The organism is Sorangium sp. So ce128 (genome assembly GCF_051525245.1).
GTDB classification, from domain to species: Bacteria; Myxococcota_A; Polyangia; order Polyangiales; family Polyangiaceae; genus Sorangium; species Sorangium cellulosum_B.
Genome location: NZ_CP150313.1, coordinates 5,390,550 through 5,409,361, shown reverse-complemented (window position 1 = coordinate 5,409,361; position 18,812 = coordinate 5,390,550). Strand labels below are relative to the sequence as shown.

The 18,812-nt window shown below is 71.8% G+C and carries 16 protein-coding genes; 9 read left to right on the top strand and 7 right to left on the bottom strand.

Features of this window, described 5'->3' with window-relative positions; translation table 11 throughout:
• Positions 1-7 precede the first annotated feature (7 nt).
• Both WME82_RS20565 and WME82_RS20560 read left to right on the top strand, forming a co-directional pair.
• Positions 8-1,390 (top strand): nicotinate phosphoribosyltransferase, encoded by a 1,383-nt coding sequence (locus WME82_RS20565; protein ID WP_438044204.1) that lies wholly within the window; start codon positions 8-10, stop codon positions 1,388-1,390.
• A gap of 66 nt (positions 1,391-1,456) precedes the next feature.
• Positions 1,457-2,140 (top strand): cysteine hydrolase family protein, encoded by a 684-nt coding sequence (locus tag WME82_RS20560; RefSeq protein WP_437747194.1) that lies wholly within the window; start codon positions 1,457-1,459, stop codon positions 2,138-2,140.
• Between the two features lie 54 nt (positions 2,141-2,194).
• On the opposite strand, the gene WME82_RS20555 is transcribed toward WME82_RS20560, so the two are convergent.
• Positions 2,195-4,198, bottom strand: a complete 2,004-nt coding sequence (locus WME82_RS20555) for a putative bifunctional diguanylate cyclase/phosphodiesterase (protein WP_438044203.1) — start codon at positions 4,196-4,198, stop codon at positions 2,195-2,197.
• 296 nt (positions 4,199-4,494) lie between these two features.
• On the opposite strand from WME82_RS20555, the gene coaE reads away from it, so the two are divergent.
• The 3 genes from coaE to WME82_RS20540 all read left to right on the top strand — a co-directional run bounded on the left by coaE (position 4,495) and on the right by WME82_RS20540 (position 7,515).
• Positions 4,495-5,145, top strand: coding sequence for a dephospho-CoA kinase (gene coaE, locus WME82_RS20550; RefSeq protein WP_438044202.1), 651 nt, complete (start codon positions 4,495-4,497; stop codon positions 5,143-5,145).
• 65 nt (positions 5,146-5,210) lie between these two features.
• Positions 5,211-6,746 carry a ribonuclease H-like domain-containing protein gene (locus tag WME82_RS20545; RefSeq protein WP_438044201.1) on the top strand — a complete coding sequence of 512 codons (1,536 nt, stop codon included), beginning with the start codon at positions 5,211-5,213 and terminating at the stop codon, positions 6,744-6,746.
• Between the two features lie 118 nt (positions 6,747-6,864).
• Positions 6,865-7,515, top strand: a complete 651-nt coding sequence (locus WME82_RS20540; RefSeq protein WP_438044200.1) for a DUF72 domain-containing protein — start codon at positions 6,865-6,867, stop codon at positions 7,513-7,515.
• Between the two features lie 192 nt (positions 7,516-7,707).
• Here WME82_RS20540 and lnt read toward each other — a convergent pair whose 3' ends face one another.
• Positions 7,708-9,423 carry an apolipoprotein N-acyltransferase gene (gene lnt, locus WME82_RS20535; RefSeq protein WP_438044199.1) on the bottom strand — a complete coding sequence of 572 codons (1,716 nt, stop codon included), beginning with the start codon at positions 9,421-9,423 and terminating at the stop codon, positions 7,708-7,710.
• Between the two features lie 421 nt (positions 9,424-9,844).
• Between lnt and WME82_RS20530 the strand changes: the two genes are divergently transcribed.
• Complete coding sequence (locus WME82_RS20530) at positions 9,845-11,119, top strand: hybrid sensor histidine kinase/response regulator (protein ID WP_437803314.1); 1,275 nt, start codon at positions 9,845-9,847, stop codon at positions 11,117-11,119.
• Entirely contained in the window at positions 11,119-12,291 is a 1,173-nt protein-coding gene (locus tag WME82_RS20525) for a cysteine desulfurase family protein (RefSeq protein ID WP_437910192.1), read from the top strand. The genes WME82_RS20530 and WME82_RS20525 overlap by 1 nt, the downstream gene beginning before the upstream one ends.
• 476 nt (positions 12,292-12,767) lie before the next feature.
• Here the strand turns inward: WME82_RS20525 and WME82_RS20520 are convergent, their stop codons facing one another.
• Genes WME82_RS20520 through WME82_RS20510 form a run of 3 tightly spaced genes read right to left on the bottom strand, consistent with a single transcriptional unit; the run spans position 12,768 to position 15,078 of the window.
• Entirely contained in the window at positions 12,768-13,514 is a 747-nt protein-coding gene (locus WME82_RS20520; protein ID WP_437300742.1) for a TrmH family RNA methyltransferase, read from the bottom strand.
• Positions 13,511-14,293: an orotidine-5'-phosphate decarboxylase gene (pyrF, locus tag WME82_RS20515; protein ID WP_437747186.1), complete on the bottom strand. Its 783-nt coding sequence runs from the start codon at positions 14,291-14,293 to the stop codon at positions 13,511-13,513. Before pyrF ends, WME82_RS20520 begins: the two co-directional genes overlap by 4 nt.
• A 20-nt stretch (positions 14,294-14,313) precedes the next feature.
• A complete protein-coding gene (locus WME82_RS20510; protein ID WP_012236330.1) occupies positions 14,314-15,078 on the bottom strand; it encodes a hypothetical protein in 765 nt (254 codons plus the stop codon).
• Positions 15,079-15,576: 498 nt separating this feature from the next.
• On the opposite strand from WME82_RS20510, the gene WME82_RS20505 reads away from it, so the two are divergent.
• On the top strand, positions 15,577-15,792 hold the full coding sequence (locus WME82_RS20505) for an acetyl-CoA carboxylase biotin carboxyl carrier protein subunit (RefSeq protein ID WP_012236329.1): 216 nt from the start codon (positions 15,577-15,579) through the stop codon (positions 15,790-15,792).
• Between the two features lie 121 nt (positions 15,793-15,913).
• Here the strand turns inward: WME82_RS20505 and WME82_RS20500 are convergent, their stop codons facing one another.
• Entirely contained in the window at positions 15,914-16,936 is a 1,023-nt protein-coding gene (locus WME82_RS20500; RefSeq protein ID WP_437747184.1) for an MlaD family protein, read from the bottom strand.
• 243 nt (positions 16,937-17,179) lie between these two features.
• Between WME82_RS20500 and WME82_RS20495 the strand changes: the two genes are divergently transcribed.
• The gene (locus WME82_RS20495; protein WP_437747183.1) at positions 17,180-17,920 is read left to right on the top strand and encodes an ABC transporter ATP-binding protein; all 741 of its coding nucleotides are present in this window, start codon (positions 17,180-17,182) and stop codon (positions 17,918-17,920) included.
• A 31-nt stretch (positions 17,921-17,951) separates the two neighbouring features.
• Here WME82_RS20495 and WME82_RS20490 read toward each other — a convergent pair whose 3' ends face one another.
• Positions 17,952-18,809, bottom strand: a complete 858-nt coding sequence (locus WME82_RS20490; RefSeq protein WP_012236326.1) for an MlaE family ABC transporter permease — start codon at positions 18,807-18,809, stop codon at positions 17,952-17,954.
• Positions 18,810-18,812: the final 3 nt, after the last annotated feature.

Here is an 18,812-nt window from a genome sequence, read left to right as displayed (position 1 = left end):
ATGATCTGTGGACGCGCTGCACACCGATCTCTACCAGCTGACCATGGCGGCGGGCTATTTCCACCGCGGCATGGCCTCGCGCGTCGCGACGTGCGAGCTCTTCGTGCGGCGGCTGCCCCGGCACCGGCGCTTCCTTGTCGCGATGGGGCTCGCGCGGGTCATGCGCTACCTCGAGGAGCTCCGCTTCACCGAGGAGCAGATCGCCTACCTGAGCGCGCTGCCCGCCCTCGCGGACGCGATGACGCCGGCGTTCTGCGGCTACCTGCGGGACTTCCGCTTCCACGGCGACGTCTGGGCCATCCCCGAGGGGACCGCGTTCTTCGCGAACGAGCCGGTCCTGCGCGTCACGGCGCCGCTCATCGAGGCGCAGCTCATCGAGACGTTCGCCCTGTCCGCCATCAACCACGCCACCGCGATCGCGTCGAAGGCCGCGCGCGTCGTCCTGGCCGCCGGCGACGCGGGGGTCATCGAGTTCGGCAGCCGCAGGGCACACCCGGAGGCGGCGATCGACGCTGCGCGGGCCGCGTACGCGGTCGGCTGTGTCGGCACCTCCAACGTCGAGGCCGGGATGCGCTTCGGCATCCCTGTGCTCGGGACGGCCGCGCACATGTGGACCATGGCTCACCCGACGGAGCAGGCCGCGTTCGAGGCCTACGTCGCCGTCTTCCCGAGCGCGGCGATCCTGCTCGTCGACACCTACGACACGCTCGTCGGCGCGGCGCGCGCCGCGGCGATCGCGCGCAACAAGCTGAAGGGGGTCCGGCTCGACTCCGGCGACCTCGCCGCGCTCAGCGTGGCCGTGCGCAGGATCCTCGACGACGCAGGCTGCACGTCGGCGAAGATCGTCGCCTCGGGCGATCTGAACGAGCACCGCATCGCCGAGCTCCGGCGCGCCGGGGCGCCGATCGATCTCTACGGCGTCGGGACGGACCTCGTGACGTCGATCGACGCCCCGGCGCTGGGCGGCGTCTACAAGCTCGTGGAGATCGGCGACGTCGAGCGGGGCGCGGGCGGAGAGCGCACGCCCATCGCGAAGTTCTCGGAAGGGAAGGCGACCCTGCCCGGCGCGCACCAGGTGCACCGCTTCCGCGATCGATCGGGGAAGCTCGCCCGCGACGTGATCTCGCTCGAGGCCGAGCCGATGAGCCCCGACGCCGAGCCGCTGCTCGTGCCCGTGATGGCGCGCGGCGCCCGGGTCGCGCCGCCCGAGGGGCTCGACGCCGTCCGGCTGCGCGCGCGCGCGCAGCTCGCCGGGCTCCCGGACGCGCTCCTCTCCATCGACGACGAGCCCGAGCAGGGCGCGCCCTTCGCGGCCGACGTGTCGCCGCGGCTCGGCGCGCTCGTGGAGGCGGTGCGCGCCCGCGTCGCCTCTGGCGCAGGACAGCGGTAGCGAGCGAGACCCCTGGCGTGCGCGGCCGCGAGAGGCCGCGCGCCCCCCACGACAGGAGACGACGACATGGCGAGCGGTAAATGGCCCCGACAATCTTCGCCCCCGAGGGTGTTCGTCGACGTCGACGTGCAGCGGGACTTCTGTGAGGAGACCGGCGCGCTGTACGTGAAGGGCTCGCCGAACGCGCTGTTTCGGAGGCTCACCGAGCACGCCGTCGCGCACGGGATCCCCATCGTCGGCTCGGTCGACTCGCACGCGTGGGACGCGTGGGAGTTCGCGTCGAACGACACGCCGGCCCCCGAGGGCGGCAAGCCGGGCTTCCCCGACCACTGCGTGAAGGGGACGCCGGGCTGGCTGAAGGTCGAGGGGACGCTGCCGCCGCGCTACCGCTTCCTCCCCAACGTGGAGCGCGCGCCGATCGACGCGGCGGTGCGCGAGCTCGCGGCGCGCAGGAGCCACGCCGTCTACTTCGAGAAGGAGGTCTACAGCCTCTTCGCGAACCCGCTCGCCGAGGCGTTCCTGCGCGAGCTCGCAGCGGCGCTCGGCGACGCGCCGGAGCTCGTGGTCTACGGCGTGGCGACCGACTACTGCGTCCGCGCCGCAGCCCTCGGCCTCGCCCAGCGCGGCTACAGCACGGTGCTCCTGACCGACGCAGTCGCCGGCATCACCGAGGCCGGGGTCGCCGCCGCGCTCGCCGAGATGCAGGCCGCCGGCGTCACGCTCACGACGTCGTCAGCGCTTCTTTTCTAGGGAAGATCCAGCGGATCGCGCGGCGGGCCCGGCCGGGCTCCCGCCGCGATCGCGTCAGCGGCCTTCCGGCGAGCCGGTCGCGTCCGGGATGCTCGGCTCGCCCTGGGCGCGCAGCGACCCGCAGAGGTCCACGAGCGGCTGCGGCTTGTCGAAGTGCCACCCCTGCGCGTAGTGGATGCCCATCGACGTGAGCAGATCGGCGATCTCCTGGTTCTCCACCTGCTCGGCGACGGTCTTGATGCCGAGCGTGTCGCCGATGCGGTGCACCGACTCCACGATCGCGCGGTGGAGCGAGTTGTCCTTCAGATCGCGCACGAACATGCCGTCGATCTTGACGTAGTCGACCGGCAGGCTCTCCAGGTAGCCGTACGACGCGTGCCCGCTGCCGAAGTCGTCGATCGCGAACCGGCACCCCATGGCGCCGAGCTCCTGCATGAACCACAGCACCTCGCCGAGGTTGGCGAGCGCCGCCGTCTCCGTGATCTCGAAGCAGATCTTGCTCGGCGGCACCTGCGCCCGGTGCAGTTGCTCGACGAGGAAGTCGAGCAGGCCCTCGCGCAGCAGCGAGACGCCCGACAGGTTGATCGAGCACGTGTCGAGGCGCCTCAGCGCGTGCTGCGGCAGCGCGCCGATGAGCCGGAACGCCTGGCGCGCGACGTAGCGATCGATCACGTGGATCAAGCCGCTCTGCTCCGCCGCCTGGATGATGCCGACCGGCGAATAGAACCGGCCGTCCTCGCCGAGCTGCCGCACGAGCACCTCGAAGTGCGCGCCGTGGGGCGTGTGCGCCGCGCCCGGCTTGATGAGCGGGTGGATGCCCTGCGAGTAGAGCCGGAGCCGCCCCTCGGCGAGGTGGCGCTGCAGGCTCGCGACCCACTGCATCGAGCGCCGGCTCGTCGTCATCTGCTGGTCGTCGAGGTAGACCTGCAGCCTCCCGCGCCCGTTCTCCTTCGCGATGCGGCACGCGTGATCGGCGGCGCCGAGCACGTCGACGGCCCGCTCGAAGTGCGGGGTCAGCACGACGAGCCCGATGCTCGCGCCGATCGAGAACGTCTTCTCCGCCCACCCGAACCGGAACTCGAGCAGGCAGATCTGCAGGTCGCGCGCGATCCGCTCCGCTTCCCGCTCGCTCTTGTCCGCGAGCAAGAGGACGAACTCGTCGCCGCCGATCCGCCCGGCCGCGTCCTTCGGGCCGACGATCTCGTGCACGCGTGTCGCGACCCACTGGAGCAGATCGTCGCCCGCCTCGTGCCCGCACGTGGCGTTCACGAGCCGGAAGCGATCCAGATCGATGTAGCAGAGCGCGTACGGCGTGTTGTTCGCCCTGCAGTCGTTCAGCGCCTCCTCGATGCGATCGATGATCGCGTACCGATCGAGGAGCCGCGTCAGCGCGTCGTAGCGGGGCTTGGCCGGGTGGATCGGCAAGGGCCCCGGCGCGCCGAGCTCGCGGAAGAGGATGAGCTGCCCGGGGGCGGGCGGCGGCCTCGAGTCGCGCTGGCTCTCGCGCGTGGGCCGCCCCGTGAGCGTGCCGATCGTGTGGACGACGGGGATGACCGAGCCGTCGCGGCGCTCGAGCAGCGCGGTGTACCGCGCGGACGTCGGTCTACTCGCCGCAGCTGCCTCGGGCGCGGCGAGCGGCGCGCCCGGCGTGCGCAGCGCGCCCTCGTCGATGATCACCGGCGCGAGCGGCGCCACCGGCTCGCGCCGCGGCGTGAGCGCGGGCGGCGCGGCGGCCTTCGCCGGCGCGCCCTCGTCGAACAGCTCCGTCATCTCTCCGACGTCGATGTCCGGATCTCCGCTCGTCGTCCCCGCCGCCGGGATCAGCCGGAGCACGCGATCGAGCAGCGCGCCGCGCGCCTCGACGATCGACCAGCCGGTCAGCCGCTCCGCTGCCCCGTTGACGCGCACCACGCGCTGCTCGGCGTCGACTTCGATCACGCCGACGTCGAGCTCGGACAGCCACGACGCGAGCTGCTTGTCCGGCGAGCCGCGGTGCGCGTCCGAGCGATCGAACGCGGCGTGCAGGCTCGACTCCGGCCGGTCATCGATCTTTGCCACCACCCCGTTATGGTAGTTGCATTCCCGGAGAAGCGGACTTCTTAAGCGCCGACGGCGAGGAAACTCGACGGTCGCAGACCCCCCTTCGAGGTAGGCTCGGGTCGTGGTGGTCACGAGGCGGGCAGGCGCTCCGGGCAGACGTGGGCGCCGGCGCAGGTCGCACCTTCTTCCGACGCCGGCCGCGCTCGACCGCATCACGACAAAGGTAGGTTTTGACGCAATGCGTTGTGATGCTGGGTCGAGATCAGGAAGCGGAGAGGCGTGCCGGTCGCTCCAGGGAGGGGGCTGAGGCGGCCATGGGGATCGTCCTGTTCGGGCTCACCGGCGGCCTGGGATCCGGCAAGAGCACGGTGGCGGCCCATTTTCGCGCGCGGGGGCTTCCGGTCATCGACGCCGACGCGCTCGCCCGCGAGGTGGTGGCGAAGGGTACCGAGGGGCTCGACGAGGTGGTGCGCGCCTTGGGCCCGGAGGTGGTCTCGCCGGACGGCTCGCTCGATCGCGCGCGTGTCGCAGCGGTGGTGTTCGCCGATCCGGACAAGCGCCGCCAGCTGAACGCGATCGTGCACCCGCGCATCACGGCGCTCACGCTGGAGCGCGCCGCCGAGCTCCAGGCGCAGGGTGAGCCGCTGGCCTGCTACGAGGCGGCGCTCCTCGTCGAGAACGGGGTCGCCGATGCGTTCCGCCCGCTCGTCGTGGTCGCTGTGCCCGAGGCGGTCCAGATCGCCCGCGCGATGGCGCGGGACGGCGCGACCGAACACCACGTGCGCGCCCGGCTCGCCGCGCAGCTCCCGCTCGCCAGCAAGGTCGCGATGGCCGACTACGTCATCGAGAACTCCGGCGATCGCGCCGCGACCGAGCGGCAAGCCGACGAGGTGCTCGCCTCGATCCGGGCGAAGCTCGGCGTCGGCCCCAGCGCCGCGCGCCAGAAATCGGGCCAGGATCCCTGACGCGGCATCCGCTGGATCACTGACTTGATGCGCAGTGCCCGGCGTGGAAACCTCGCGACCGGCCGATGACGTCGTTCAAGTCGAAGCTCGCGCGGCTCGGACCGCTCCCGGCGGAGCGGCGCGGCGCCGCGCCGCTCGCCGTCGCGCAGGCGTCGCTCGATCGCGGTCCCGCCGTGGACGGCGTCGGCCCCTCCGAGGCTCCTCCCGCACTGGCGGCCGCGGCGCCGGCTCCGACCGACGCGGCGCCGGCCGCGGCGCCTGCATCGCCCTCGACGGGCGTCGCTCGACCGTCGCTCGATGATCTGCGCGAGCGCATCTCCCGCATCGTCGCCCGGGGCGCGCCGCCGACCCCCAGGGCCGATCCCGCGCGCGGCGAGCTCCCCTTCCATGTCGAGCAGACGCCCGGGGGGCCGCTCTATGCGAGCCGCACCCGCTCGCTCGCGGCGGCCCGCGTCGGCCGCGCGCCGCTCGTCGCCGCGCGCGACGCCGACCCGGCCATGCTCGCGCTCCTCTCGCTCGATCCGGCGCTCGCCGGCTGCGACGTGCGGCGGGCGCTGTTCCTCGATACGGAGACCACGGGCCTCGCAGGTGGCACGGGCACCGTGCCGTTCCTGATCGGCCTCGCCTGGTTCGACCCCGGGGCGGACAGCGCGGGGCCGCTCGGCGAGCCTCCGTCCGACGGCTTCGTCATGGAGCAGCTCCTCCTGCGCCGCCTCGGCGAGGAGGAGCCCATCCTGCGCCGCCTCGCCGAGCGCCTCGCCGACGCCTCGATGATCGTCACGTACAACGGCAAGGCGTTCGACATGCCGCTCCTGCGCACGCGCTACGTGATGAACCGCCTGCCGCCGCCGCCGGAGCTGCCGCACCTCGATCTCGTCCACGTCGCGCGCCGCATCCACAAGGCCCGCCTGAAGAGCCGCACCCTCATCGCCCTCGAGCACGACGTGCTCGGCCGGGTGCGCGTCGGCGACGTGCCCGGCGGCGAGATCGTCGCGTGCTACGCCCACTTCCTGCGCACCGGCGACGAGGAGGCGCTGCTCGGCGTCGTCGAGCACAACGCCGCCGACGTCCTCGCGATGGTCGCGCTGGTCGGCCTCTACGGCGAGCCGCTCGGCAGCCTCGCCGCCGGCGATCTCGCCGGGGCGGCCGCGACGCTGCGGCGGGCGGGCGCGCTCGAGCGCGCGGCCGAGCTCGCGGACGCGGCCGTCGAGCGCGGCGGCGGCGCGGTCGCGCGGCGGGCGCGCGGCGACATCGCCAAGGCGCGCGGGGACAAGGCGCGGGCGCTCGCGGACTACGAGGCCCTCGCGGCCGAGATCGACGATCCCTCGGTGCGCCTCGAGCTCGCGAAGCTCTACGAGCACCACGTGCGCTCCTTCGCCCGCGCCCTCGAGCTGGCCGACCAGGGCACCGCGGAGCCCGAGCCCGCGCAGGCCCGCCGCCGGGCCCGCCTGCAGCGCAAGGTCGATCGCAGCGCCGCGGCGCTCGCGCTGCCGTTCGGGCAAGCCGCTGGCGCGGGTGCGGTCGACGGCGCTCCTGCGCGCCCGTGCTCCGAGCCAGCGGCGCCGCAGCGCGAGGGGGACGCGAGGGGGAGGGAGGAGTGAGCGGGCATCCACTACGTCCTCGCGCCCCCGCGTCATCGTTTGGGCGCCCAGGCGAGCCGATCGAGAAATCCATCGGTCTGGCTTCTCGCCAGCGCGCGCGTGGGCTAGGGTGGGGACGATGATTACCGTCGGCTGCGCCGGTTTTCCCGTCCCAGCGACGCGCTATTTCCGCGAGTTCATGTTCGTGGAGGTGCAGGAGACCCATGTGTCCCTCCCGGGACCTGGAACGATCCGGCGCTGGCGGCGCGAAGCTCCAGGCGGCTTTCGCTTCGCCCTGCTCGGTCCGCGCGAGATAGGGCAGGAGGGTTTTCGGGACGGCAAGGTCATCGAGACGGCGCTCAAGAGCATCGAGGCGGTCGCGGATGAGCTCGAGGCGAAGCTCGCCGTCTTCGTCGGCCCCCCGGAGTTCACGCCGACGCGCGCGAACAAGGCCATCCTGCGCGACTTCCTCCTCAACGTGAAGAAGCGCTTCGAGCGCGTCGTCTTCGAGCCTCCGCCCGGGTGGGATCTGGACGAGTGCGACGAGCTCACCCAGGAGGTCGGCGCGCTCGCCGCGCGCGATCCGCTGAACGCGGGGCTCTCGCGGCTGAAGGTGGCCTACTACCGCCTGCACGGTCCCGCGGGGCACAAGTCGCGCTACGAGGATCCGGCGATCGAGCGGCTCGCGGAGATCGCGCGCGGCGCGAAGCACGACGACGCGACGTACGTGTTCACGAACGTCGACATGTTCGCCGACGCGAAGCGCTTCAAAAAGGCGATGAAGCTCTAGAGCGGCGGTCGCCCGCTTCGGATACGGGCCCATCTCGACGTTTTCTGTGCTCAGCGTACGTGAGTACGCTTCCGCGCAGAAAACGCCGAGCTGGGCCCGTCTCCTGTGCGGGTGACCGCCGCTCTTGGGTCGCTCGAGCGTCCGCCGCGCCGCGCGCGGCGTCGGCGTTTGCCACGCGAATGCGCGGGCGGCTCAGCCTTCGCCGCGCCGGAGCCGCCAGCGCTTCGGCCGCGTGAACAGCGCCATGGCGGCGCTCGCGGCCGCGGCGACGTACCACGGGATGTCCTTCACGGTCCCGTAGACGGTCTGCGCGCGCATGAACCGGGCCTCGCCGAGGAGCGACTGCTCCTTGAACGTGTCGCTGTGCGCGACGACCCGCCCGACCGGGTCGACGATCGCGGAGACGCCGCTGTTCGTCGCGCGCACGAGGTAGCGGCGGTGCTCGATCGAGCGCATCTTCGCGAGCGCGAGGTGGATCCACGGCTCCGTCGAGTCGCCGAACCAGGCGTCGTTCGTGAGGTTGACGAGGAGGTCGGGGTCGCCCTGGGCGACCAGCTTGTTCACGAAGTGCGGCAGGATGTCCTCGTAGCAGATCATCGTCGCGAGCCTGTGGCCGTCCCACTCGAGCGGAGCGAGCGACGTGCCGGGGCTGAAGCGGCCCGAGTTCGGCGACAGCTTGTAGAGGTACGGGACCAGCTCGCCGAACGGGAGGTACTCGCCGAACGCGAGCAGGTACTGCTTGTCGTATCGACCGAGGATCTCGCCGTCCTTGCCGGCCATGAGCGCGGTGTTGAAGCTCACGCCGCGCTCGTTCCGGTCGGCCGGGAGCCGGTGGATGACCGTGCCGACCACCGTGGGGACGCCGAGGCGGCCCGTGAGCGACCGCTGGACCTCGCGCTGGTAGGCCGACTCGCGGAACGCTTGCGGCACGCCCGCCTCGCTCCACACGACGAGCTCCGCGCCCTGCTGCGCGAGCTCCCGGGTCCGGCTCACGTGGATCTTGAGCGCGTTCCGCCGGTCGAAGAGCGCGAGGTTCGGCTGGACGATCCCGATCTTGATCGGCTCGGCCGCGGCGACGGCCGCGTCCACGGCGCGGATCCGGAGAACGCCATACACGGCGGCGAGGGCGGGGGCGGCGATCCCCACCGCGACGACCGCGCGGTTCAGCGGGCGACCGCGTCGCGGCGGGCCGGCGTCGCGGCCGGCTTCGCCCGGCGCGGGGCTCGCGCGATCCAGCCGGAGCATCACGAGCTCGGCGATCGCGAGGTTCGCGGCGACCAGCACCAGGCCGACGAGGTAGGGGCCGCCGAGATCCGCGACCTGGCCCATCACCGGCGCGTTGTGGACCGAGGCGCCGTAATACCAGGGGAAGAGCAGCGGAAAGACGAGCTCGCTCGTCACGAACGCGAGCGCGAAGGCCACCGAGCCTGGCCATCCGCGCGCCTCGGCCCGCCCGTAGAGCCAGCCGCACAGGGCGATCCTCCCGGCCTGGTAGCCGCAGAGGATGGCCATGAAGAGCGCGCAGAGGATCGTGGGGAATCCGCTGAACACGCGCAGCATCTCGAGCAGCCAGTAGAAGCCGGTCATCGTCATGACGAAGCCGGCGATCCAGCCGAGCAGCGCCGCGCGCCTGGGCGTCTGTCCGCGCAGCGCGACGATCAGGGGGACGAGGCCGAAGAACGAGATCGGCCAGAGATCCATCCCAGGAAACCCGAGGAAGTAGAAGAGCCCGCTGAGGGCCGCGAGCGCATAGGCGAGGCGCGCGGGCAGCGCGCGCGCTGCTCTTCCCGCGCTCGCCGGGGGGGCGCCCGCGCTGCGCGGCGCGTCCGGCAGCGGGAGGCTGGCGGTCTCTCCACCCCCGGCGTCTGCGACGGCAGCCTCGCTCTCTTGCTGGTGCGCGGTCGTCATCGGGAGCGCCCGGGGAAGGGAAGGCAGCGCGCCGTCGTGACGGCGGCGCGGTGGAACCTGGAAGGGCCGAGCATGGCGGCCCCCGTATTGAAGGGACGCTGTCGCTCCGTCAACCCGCTCGGCGCGAGCCTGGCAACCCGCTCGGCGCGAGCCTGGCAACCCGCTCGGCGCGAGCCTGGCAACCCGCTCGGCGCGAGCCTGGCAACCCGCTCGGCGCGAGCCTGGCAACCCGCTCGGCGCGAGCTCGGCGCGAGCCTGGCAACCCGCTCGGCGCGAGCCTGGCAACCCGCACCGCAAACGAGCGCTCCGAGCGGACGACCCCGGCGCTGCGCGCGCCCGCGCAGCCTGGCCAGGCGGTGGAAGTTCGCGCAGAACGTGCCTGAACCCCCACGATCGCGACTACTATGCGCACGCAGAGCCCATGTCGAAGATCCTTCACATCGAGGACGATCCCGCGAACCGCCTGCTCGTCCGCAAGCTGCTCCAGAACGCGGGCTACGAGGTCCTAGAGGCCGCCGACGGGCTCGAAGGGGTACGTCTCGCCTGTACGCAGCACCCCGACCTCGTCCTCGTCGACCTGAACATCCCGGGCCTCGATGGATTCGAGGTCACCCTGCGCCTGCGCGGCGAGGCGTCGCTCGCCGGCGTCCCCATCGTGGCGATCACCGCGGAGGGCGACCGGGACACGAGCCTCGCCGTCGGCTGTGACGGCTTTCTCCAGAAGCCGATCGACGCGCGCTCCTTCCCGTCGATCATCGCCCGCTACCTCAGCGGCGCGCGCGAGGAGCTCCCCGCGTCCCAGGGGCCGCTCCGGCTGCGCGAGCAGAGCCAGCGCATCGTCGCCCACCTGGAGCAGAAGGTGGCCGAGCTCTCGCGCGCCAACGCCCGGCTCCGCGAGCTCGACGCCGCGCGCACCGAGTTCTACCGCAACATCTCCCACGAGCTCGCGACCCCGATGACCCCGATCGTCGGGTACGTGAAGCTGCTCGCCGACGAGGAGCTCGGCCCGCTCAACAAGGCGCAGAAGAAGGCGCTCCTCGCGATGGAGGACTGCGTCCGCAGGCTCCGCTCGCTCATCGACAACCTCCTCGACGTCACCGGCATCGAGACGGGCCGGATGCGCTTCATGCACTCCGAGTACGACTTCCTCGACACCACGCGGCGCGCCCTCGCCCAGGTCGCCGACCGCTTCGCCGAGGGGAAGGTCCAGCTCGTCGAGGAGCTGCCGCGCGGCCCGCTTCCCGCGTGGGGCGACGCAGGCCGCCTGCAACGGGCGATGATCCAGCTGTTCGAGAACGCGGCGAAGTTCACGCCGGCCGGCGGCACCGCGGGCGTGCGGGTCACCGTGCTCCAGTCGGGGCACTACGAGCTCTGCGTCGCCGACACCGGGCCTGGGGTCAAGGCGGACCGCCAGTCGCGCATCTTCGAGCCGTTCTATCAGGTCGACGGCTCGGCCACGCGCGCCTACGGCGGCGTCGGCGTCGGGCTCGCGATCGCGCGGCGCACCGCCCGGGGGCTCGGCGGCGACGTGCGCGTCGCGTCTCCCAGCAACGAGATCATCGAGGGGGAGACGCTGACCGGGGCCGCGTTCTACCTGACGGTCGCCCGGCGAGCGCCCTTCCAGGACGATGGCAGCTCCCCCGGTCGGCTCGGCCCGCCCTCGTCGCCTCCCACCGATCCCTCATCGTCCATCTGATGCACCCGGCCGCTCGCGCCATCTACCTCGACTGGAACGCCACGACGCCGCCGCACCCCGAGGTCCTGGCGGCGATGCAGTCCGCGGCGGAGGTGGCCTGGGCCAACCCTGCGAGCGTCCACGGACCCGGGCGTCGGGCGCGCGCGTTCATCGAGCAGGCGCGGGAGGCGGTCGCCCGGCTGACGGGCTTCGACGCGCGCGACGTGATCCTCACCTCGGGCGGCACCGAGGCCAACAACCTCGCGCTCTGCCACGCGTTCGACGAGCGATCCGGGGCGCTCGTCGTCTCGCGGATCGAGCACCCGTCGGTGACCCGCGCCGCCGAGGCGCTCGCCGGCCGCGGCGTGCACGTCGCGTGGATCGATCCCGAGCCGTCCGGCCGCGTCGCGCCGGAGGCGATCGCGGCCGCCGTGGATCGAGCGGCGGCCGTCGCGCCCGTGCGGCTCGTGAGCCTCCAGGCGGTGAACCACGAGACGGGGGTCGTCCAGCCGATCGCCGAGGCGGCGGCGATCGTCCACGCCCGCGGGGCGCGCCTCCATGTGGACGCCGTCCAGGCGGTGGGACGCCTCCCGCCGGAGGCGTGGGCCGGGGCGGATCTCGCGTCGATCGCGGCCCACAAGATCCGCGGGCCGAAGGGGATCGGTGCCCTCGCCGTCCGGCCGGGCATCCGGCTCCGGCCCGTCCTGCTCGGAGGCGCCCAGGAGCGCGGGCTGCGGCCCGGGACGCAGGACCCGCTCGCCGCGGCCGGCTTCGCCGTGGCCGCCCGGCGCGCGATCGGCGGTCCTGCCCGCTACGCGGCGCTCGCCCCGCTCCGCGATCGCCTCGAGGCCGAGCTCGTCGAGATCGGGCGCGCGGCCGGCGCCGCGCCGATCCGCAACGGGGACGGCGATCGCGCCCCCCACATCACGAACCTCTCCTGGCCCGGCTGGCGCGGCGACGAGCTCTGCGCCGCGCTCGACCTGGAGGGCGTCGCCGTGTCCAGCGGATCGGCCTGCAGCGCCGGGACCGCCGAGCCTTCCCCGGTCCTCACGGCGATGCTCGGGCCAGAGCGCGCGGCGTCCGCCGTGCGCTTCTCGATCGGCGAGGACACGGCCGAGGCCGACCTCATCGAGGCCACGCGCCGCGTGGCCCGCGTGCTCTCCCGCCTGCGATCGCTTCGAGCCGGAAGCTGAGCCGATCCCGTCGCTTACCGGGAACCCGTCGATTCTTGAACCATCCCTCGAGCCATTCCGGATAAGCGCGCAGAGAAGGGTGAGTCCACAGGGGTATCTCTTCGTAGCGATTGAGCTTTTCGAGGGGGCTGTGGATTCTTTAGGTCGATCCATTGAATGGATCGAATCGGTCGTCTTGCTGTGAGCCTGTTCAGCGTTCGACGAGGTGCTCGACTTCGCTTCAGGTTCTGGTTGTATCCATTCGAATTTATTGTCAATTTTGTTGATGTAAGGAGTCGGCCTGCGGCGCCGCCCGGCGACCTCGCGGCGCGCGATCACGCCGGCTCCGGACGCATCGATCGAGGGCCGTCCAGGCCAGCTCTCGGATGAGCTCGCGCTCGACGCGCGGTGGTGCTGCCAGGCCACGTCGCGGCGCGCGAGCGCGCTGGTGACCGGGACCTGGAGGCGCGCCGCGAGAGGCCGAGCGCGCTGTCCGGCTACGCGCTCGACGCGCGGCGCTGCCGGACGACTTCGTAGAGCGCGATCGCCCCTGCGACCGAGGCGTTCAGCGAGGCGATGGGGCCGGTCATGGGGAGCCGGGCGACGTGCTGGCAGACGCGGCGTACCGAGCGGCGCGTGCCCTTGTCCTCGGCGCCGATGACGATCGCGACAGGGCCGGTCAGGGGCAGCTCGCCGAGCTCCACCGGACCCTGGGCGTCGAGCGCTATCGCGGCGACGCCTCGGGCGGCGAGCGCCTCCAGGGCGTCGGGCAAGGAGGGGACGCGGCACAGCCTCGCGTGCTCGATCGCGCCCGCGGACGCACGGAAGGTCGCCGGGGTGAGCGGCGCCGAGCTGTGCTCGGGCCACAGGATGGCCCGGGCGCCCAGGGCGACGGCGCTGCGGATCACCGCGCCGAAGTTCTGCGGGTCCATGACGCCGTCGAGCGCCACCGTGATCGTGCCGGCGCCGGGCTGGCCCTCCTCGACGACCGGGATCTCGTCGACACCGACGATCTGGAGCTCGGGCGCCGAGGCCACGGCCCCCTGGTGGCGCCCGCCGGCGCTGCGGCGATCGAGCTCGTTGCGGGGCGCGCGCTCGGTCGGGATGCCCTGGCCCTCCGCGAGGCGCGCGAGCGCGTCGAGCTTCGGGCCGCCGTCGCGCTGGACGAGGACCCATCCGACGCGCGCTCCGTGCGCGCGGATCGCCTCACGAACCGGCTGGAGACCGTAGACGAGGCGGCTCACGGGCGCGGAGGGTGGAGCGTGTGCGCGATCTCCTGGACGATCGAGCGCGCAGTGGCGAGCGGATCGGCCGCGTCGCGGATCGGCCGGCCGACCACGAGGAGATCTGCGCCGGCCGAGATCGCGGCCGAGGGCGTGGCGATTCGCTTCTGATCATCGCCTTGTGTGCTGCCTGCGCCTGGACCGAGGCGGATGCCCGGCGTCACGATGAGCTCGCCCCGCCCGAGCGCCTCCCGCAGCGCGGGGACCTCGTGCGGCGAGGCGACGAACCCGTGGACGCCGGCGCCGCGCGCGAGCTGCGCCAGCCGGACCACGTGCTCGGACGCGCTCCCCTGCACGCCCTGCGCGGCGAGATCGCCGTCGTCGAGCGACGTGAGCACGGTGACGGCGAGCAGGATCATGTCCTGGGAGCGCGCCGCCTCGTGGGCCGCGCGCCTCAGCATCTCGGCGCCGCCGGCGGCGTGCACCGTCAGGTACCGGACCCCGAGCGCGGCGGCGCTCGCCACGGCCCGCGCCACCGTCTCGGGGATGTCGTGCAGCTTCAGATCGAGGAAGACATCGAGCCCGAGCGACTTGCCGATCTCGACCGCCCTCGGCCCCTCGCGAACGAACAGCTCCAGGCCGACCTTGAGCACGCCGATCGAGGGGGCGATGCGGGTCGCCGCCGCCCTGGCCTCGTCGAGGTTCGCGTAGTCGAGCGGGAAGACGAGCCTGCGGCGCGCCTCGTCGAGCGAGCCGCCGCCGAGGCTCGTTCTCTGCCTGACGGAGCTGTGGTTAGCCATTCAGGGGACCCCGTTCCGCGTCAGAGGCAGCTGCAGAGCGGATCGCCAGGGGCACAGTTGCAGGGCGCCTTGGCGCCGCCGCCGCTCGCCGGCGCGCCGCCCGCCGCCGGGCGTCCGCCGCCGCCGCGGCGCAGCTGCTCCTGCTTCTGCTGCTCGGCCTCGAGCTGCTTCTGCAGGGCAAGGCGCGTCGCCTCGTCCTTGGCGGTCGCGAGCTGATCGCGCAGCCCGGCCATCTTGCCCTCGGACTCCTTGAACTGCGCCTCGAGGCGCTTGTTCGCCTCCTCGAGCTCGCGGGCCCTCGCGGCCTCGGCCTGGATGCGCGCCTCGTTCTTCTGCGCCGAGTCGACGGCGACGACCGTGACGATGCCGATCACCAGCACGCTCGCGATGGCGCCGCCGATGAGGAGCTTGCGCAGCTTCTTCTTCGACTCGTCCTGCTGCAGCGCCGCGAGCGAGCGCTCGTGGTGCTGCTGCGCGGCCATCGCCTCGAGCCGCGCCTTCTGCTCGGCCTCTACGCGCGCCTTCTCGATCTCGGCCTGCCGGATCGCCTCGAGCCGCGCCGCCTCCTCGCGGGACCGGCGCTCCTCGTTGCGACGGCGCTCCTCCTCGGTGCGGATGCGCTGCTCCTCGGCATCGCGCGCGGCGCGCTCGGCCTCGACGCGCGCCTTCTCGGCGGCGGCGGCGGCGGCGGCCTTCTGGGCCTCTTCGCTCTTGATGCGATCCTCCTCGAGGTTCATCAGCTCCTTGAGCGAGAACAGGACCGAGCTTTCCTTCTGTTCCGACATGACCTCGTGGCTCCTTCGATCGAGCGCGTGCGGTTGGGCTACCAAGGGGCGGTGCGGGGACCTGCAGGTCGCCCTCGGAGGGCCACCGAGCAGGACGATTCTGACCCGCAGAGCGGCTTTGACGCAATTATTCGCGAACGCCACGACCCTCGTGATGTCGAGGCGCCGTGGAGCCGCCAGCCAGAGTATCGCCGTGGTGCACCGCAGGTACCAGCGGAAATCGTTGCGCTCCGTCCCTTCCACCTCACCTCCACGTGTTCACCTCGGTCACCGAGGTCACCTCGGTCAGCTCGCGTGCCCTCGGTTCCCCTTGGTCCTCCTTGGTTCACCTCCGTTCCCCCCGGTTGTCAGCGCGCGCCTGCGCCGTCGCCGGACGAACTGGTCCGTCGCGGAGGGCGCCCAGGGCATGATGGAAGAAGGGGCCGCCCGATGGCGGGCATCGTCGCTCACCACGGCCCCGTTGGATTCTCGGTGGCTCTCCGGTAGCGTCGCGCGCCCATGGCGAACGTCATCAAGGCGCACATCACCGGTACGGTCTGGAAGATCGAGGTCAAGCCGGGCGACGAGGTCGAAGAGGGGACCGTCGTCGTCATCCTCGAGTCCATGAAGATGGAGATGCCCGTCGAGGCTGAGGAAGCGGGGACGGTCGAGGAGATCCTCGTCACCGAGGGGGCCGCCGTCACGGAAGGCGCCCCGCTGGTCAAGCTGGCCTGAGCGGCCGTCAGGGCCGACGGGGAACCGACGGCCCACGGACGTACATCGCGCTCACGCCCGGGTCATCGGCCCGGCGCGCCGGGCGCGGTCGCGCGCCCTCGCAGGACGCGCGCGGCGCCGCTCACTCGCGCCAGAAGAACTTCCAGGGGTTGTGCTTGAGGTCTCGCGCGAGCTCCTGCAGGTCGTCGAACAGCTGCTCATCCATCACGAGCGCGCCGACCGTCCCCTTGCCGCGCTTCACGTGGGCGAGGACCTCCTGGGCGTCGGCCGTCGCAGCCCTCGCCCTGCCCGCGATCTCGGCGATGTCGTCGAGCGTCTTCCTGATCTTGACCTGCTCGGTCTCGCCGCCCACGGTCGTCGAGAGGCGGCGCGCGTTCGCCAGCGTCTCGCGCGCGTCCGCCATGAGCGGCGGCAGATCGCGCGCGGCCGTCCCGGTCAGCTGATCGGTGTTCGCGAGGATGCGGTCGATCTGCGGGTTGTTCACGTACCGCTGCCGGGCGTCCTTCACGAGATCGGTGCCGTCGACGCTCATCTGCTCGACGTTCTCGGCGATGCGATCGAGCCGATCCTGGTTTCGGTGCATGAAGTCGCCGGTGCCCTTCAGCGTCTTCCGGAGCCCGTCGAACGCCTCCCCGACCTCTTCGCGGTGCTCGCGCATCGCCGAGACCGTCGCGTGCAGGAGCTCGTATCCCTCGGCGAGCAGCATGTCGAGGCGCGGCGGATCGAGCCCCCGGACGACGGCGTTCGGCGGGATCACCGGCCGATCGGTCGAGCCGGGCTCGATCGCGAGGAACTGCTCGCCGAGCACGCCCTGCGTGGTGACGTAGAACGTGGCGTTGTCGTGGATGCTCTGCTGGTAGCGTTCCTCGAGGCGCAGCTGGATCCGCACGAGCGGCTCGCGCTTGCCGTCCTTGCCGAGCTTGCCGCCGCTGAAGTGGATCTCGCTCAGCTTGCCGATCTCCACGCCGGCGATCTTCACCGGCGCCCCGGTCTGGAGGCCGCCCGGGTTGTCGAACTCGACGTAGATCGAGTACTTCGGCTGGAAGTTGACCCCGCCCATCACGAGGATGAACGTGGCGAGGAGCCCGAGCGCCGTCAGGATGAGGATCCCGACCTTGACCTCGATCGATCGCGGGCTTGCCATGAGTTCGTTATCTTCTCCGATCTGGCGGCGGCCGGGGGAGGGAAATAGGCCAGGATCCACCTGCCGCAGCGCGATATTCCAGCGGGCGGCGTGACGCTTCGCGCAGCCATTGCTTTGACGCAACCGCGCTTCTCTTCGTTCTGCTCGTTTCTTCGCTTCTCCTCGTCTCGTCTCGTCTCGCTTCGCCTCGTCTCTCCTCGCTTTTCTCCGCTTCTCTCCTCTATCCACTATCCCCAGACCGCGATGATTTCGTTCAGAAATGTCCGAAAATCCTTTGGCCCCAAAGATGTCCTCAAGGATGTCTCGTTCGACGTCGAGGACGGCGAGGTGTTCTTCATCATCGGGCAGTCGGGGGTCGGGAAGAGCGTGCTCATCAAGCACCTCGTGGGGTTGCTCTATCCGGACGGCGGGGAGATCTGGCTGGACGGAGAGGAGGTGAGCCGCTTCGACGAGGCCCGGATGTACCCGGTGAGGATGAAGTGCGCGATGGTGTTCCAGCACTCGACGCTGTTCGACTCGATGACGTGCGCCGAGAACGTCGCGCTCCCGCTCCGCAAGCACAAGGGGCTCAGGCCGAAGGAGGCGCTCGCGGAGGCGCGGAAGCGGCTCGAGCAGGTGCATATGCGCGAGTTCGGGGACCGCTTCCCGCCGGAGCTCGGCGACGGGATGCGCAAGCGCGTCGCCATCGCCCGCGCGCTCACGCTCGACCCGCGCTACGTGCTCTTCGACGAGCCGACCACGAGCCTCGACCCGGTGAGCGCGCGGCGCGTCGACAAGCTGATCCGCGAGCTCAGCGACACGCTCGGCGTGACGAGCATCGTCGTGAGCCACGACCTCGTGAGCATCTTCACGATCGCCGACCGCGTCGTCATGCTCTATCAAGGTCTGGTGCGCCTGCTCGGGGATCGCGCGGCGTTCCAGGGCTCGCCGGATCCGGTCGTGCAGCAGTTCATCACCGGCAGCGCCGAGGGGCCGATCGAGTGAGGCGCCGGCGCGGCGCGGCGGGGACGCCCGCCTAGCGGAAGATCAGGAAAGCGGCCGCCGAGATCAGCATGTTGAGCACGATGACCGCGAGCGAGGAGTTCACGACCGCGCGCGTCGTCGCCCAGCCCACGCCCTCGCTGCCGCCGAACGTCGACAGCCCGGAGTGGCCGGAGACCACCGGGATCGCGGCGCCGTAGGCCACGCACTTCGCGAGGCCGGTCGCGAGATCACCGGCGTCGACGAGGCTGACGTTCATGAACGTCTCGGGGCTGACATCGAACATGCTGTACGCGGTGACCATCCCGGTGGTGAAGGAGACCGCGGCGCTCCAGACGATGAGGCACGTCGTCATGAGGAGGCTCGCGATGAACCGCGGCTTGATGAGGTAGTCGATCGGATCGGCCGCGCACATGCGGAGCGCGTCGACCTGCTCGGTCACCACCATCGAGCCGATCTCGGCGGCGATGCCCGCGCCGACGCGCGTGGCGAGCATCAGCGCGGCGATCGACGCGGCGAGGTCGCGGACGAGCAGCTCGAGGTACGTCGCGCCGAGCATCGTCAGATCCGGGATGACCCGCTTCGCCTGCTGGCCGGCCTGGAAGACCATGATCATCCCGATGAAGCCCATCACGACCGTCAGGAAGAACAGCGATTTGTTGCCGATCTCGTACATCTGTTGGAGCACCGCGCCCGGCTCGCGGCGCCCCTTCGCGCAGTAGTAAAGCGTCCTTACAAATACCGAGTAGAGCTCGCGCGCCGACTGGAAGAGGGACAGCGCGGCGGCGCCGATCGCGGCGACGCCGGACGCCTCCGGCGCGAGATCCCTGAGCTCGCTCGAGGGCGGACCGGCGCTCGGGCGGTCGGAGGAGCTCTTGTCCGGGGAGGGCATGCG

Bases quoted from the DNA above. Each gene is read 5' to 3' on its own strand.
- WME82_RS20560 (WP_437747194.1), top strand. From the start codon at position 1,457: ATGGCGAGCGGTAAATGGCCCCGACAATCTTCGCCCCCGAGGGTGTTC.
- coaE (WP_438044202.1), top strand. From the start codon at position 4,495: ATGGGGATCGTCCTGTTCGGGCTCACCGGCGGCCTGGGATCCGGCAAG.
- WME82_RS20545 (WP_438044201.1), top strand. From the start codon at position 5,211: ATGACGTCGTTCAAGTCGAAGCTCGCGCGGCTCGGACCGCTCCCGGCG.
- WME82_RS20540 (WP_438044200.1), top strand. From the start codon at position 6,865: ATGATTACCGTCGGCTGCGCCGGTTTTCCCGTCCCAGCGACGCGCTAT.
- lnt (WP_438044199.1), bottom strand. From the start codon at position 9,423: ATGACGACCGCGCACCAGCAAGAGAGCGAGGCTGCCGTCGCAGACGCC.
- WME82_RS20530 (WP_437803314.1), top strand. From the start codon at position 9,845: ATGTCGAAGATCCTTCACATCGAGGACGATCCCGCGAACCGCCTGCTC.
- WME82_RS20525 (WP_437910192.1), top strand. From the start codon at position 11,119: ATGCACCCGGCCGCTCGCGCCATCTACCTCGACTGGAACGCCACGACG.
- pyrF (WP_437747186.1), bottom strand. From the start codon at position 14,293: ATGGCTAACCACAGCTCCGTCAGGCAGAGAACGAGCCTCGGCGGCGGC.
- WME82_RS20510 (WP_012236330.1), bottom strand. From the start codon at position 15,078: ATGTCGGAACAGAAGGAAAGCTCGGTCCTGTTCTCGCTCAAGGAGCTG.
- WME82_RS20505 (WP_012236329.1), top strand. From the start codon at position 15,577: ATGGCGAACGTCATCAAGGCGCACATCACCGGTACGGTCTGGAAGATC.
- WME82_RS20500 (WP_437747184.1), bottom strand. From the start codon at position 16,936: ATGGCAAGCCCGCGATCGATCGAGGTCAAGGTCGGGATCCTCATCCTG.
- WME82_RS20495 (WP_437747183.1), top strand. From the start codon at position 17,180: ATGATTTCGTTCAGAAATGTCCGAAAATCCTTTGGCCCCAAAGATGTC.
- WME82_RS20490 (WP_012236326.1), bottom strand. From the start codon at position 18,809: ATGCCCTCCCCGGACAAGAGCTCCTCCGACCGCCCGAGCGCCGGTCCG.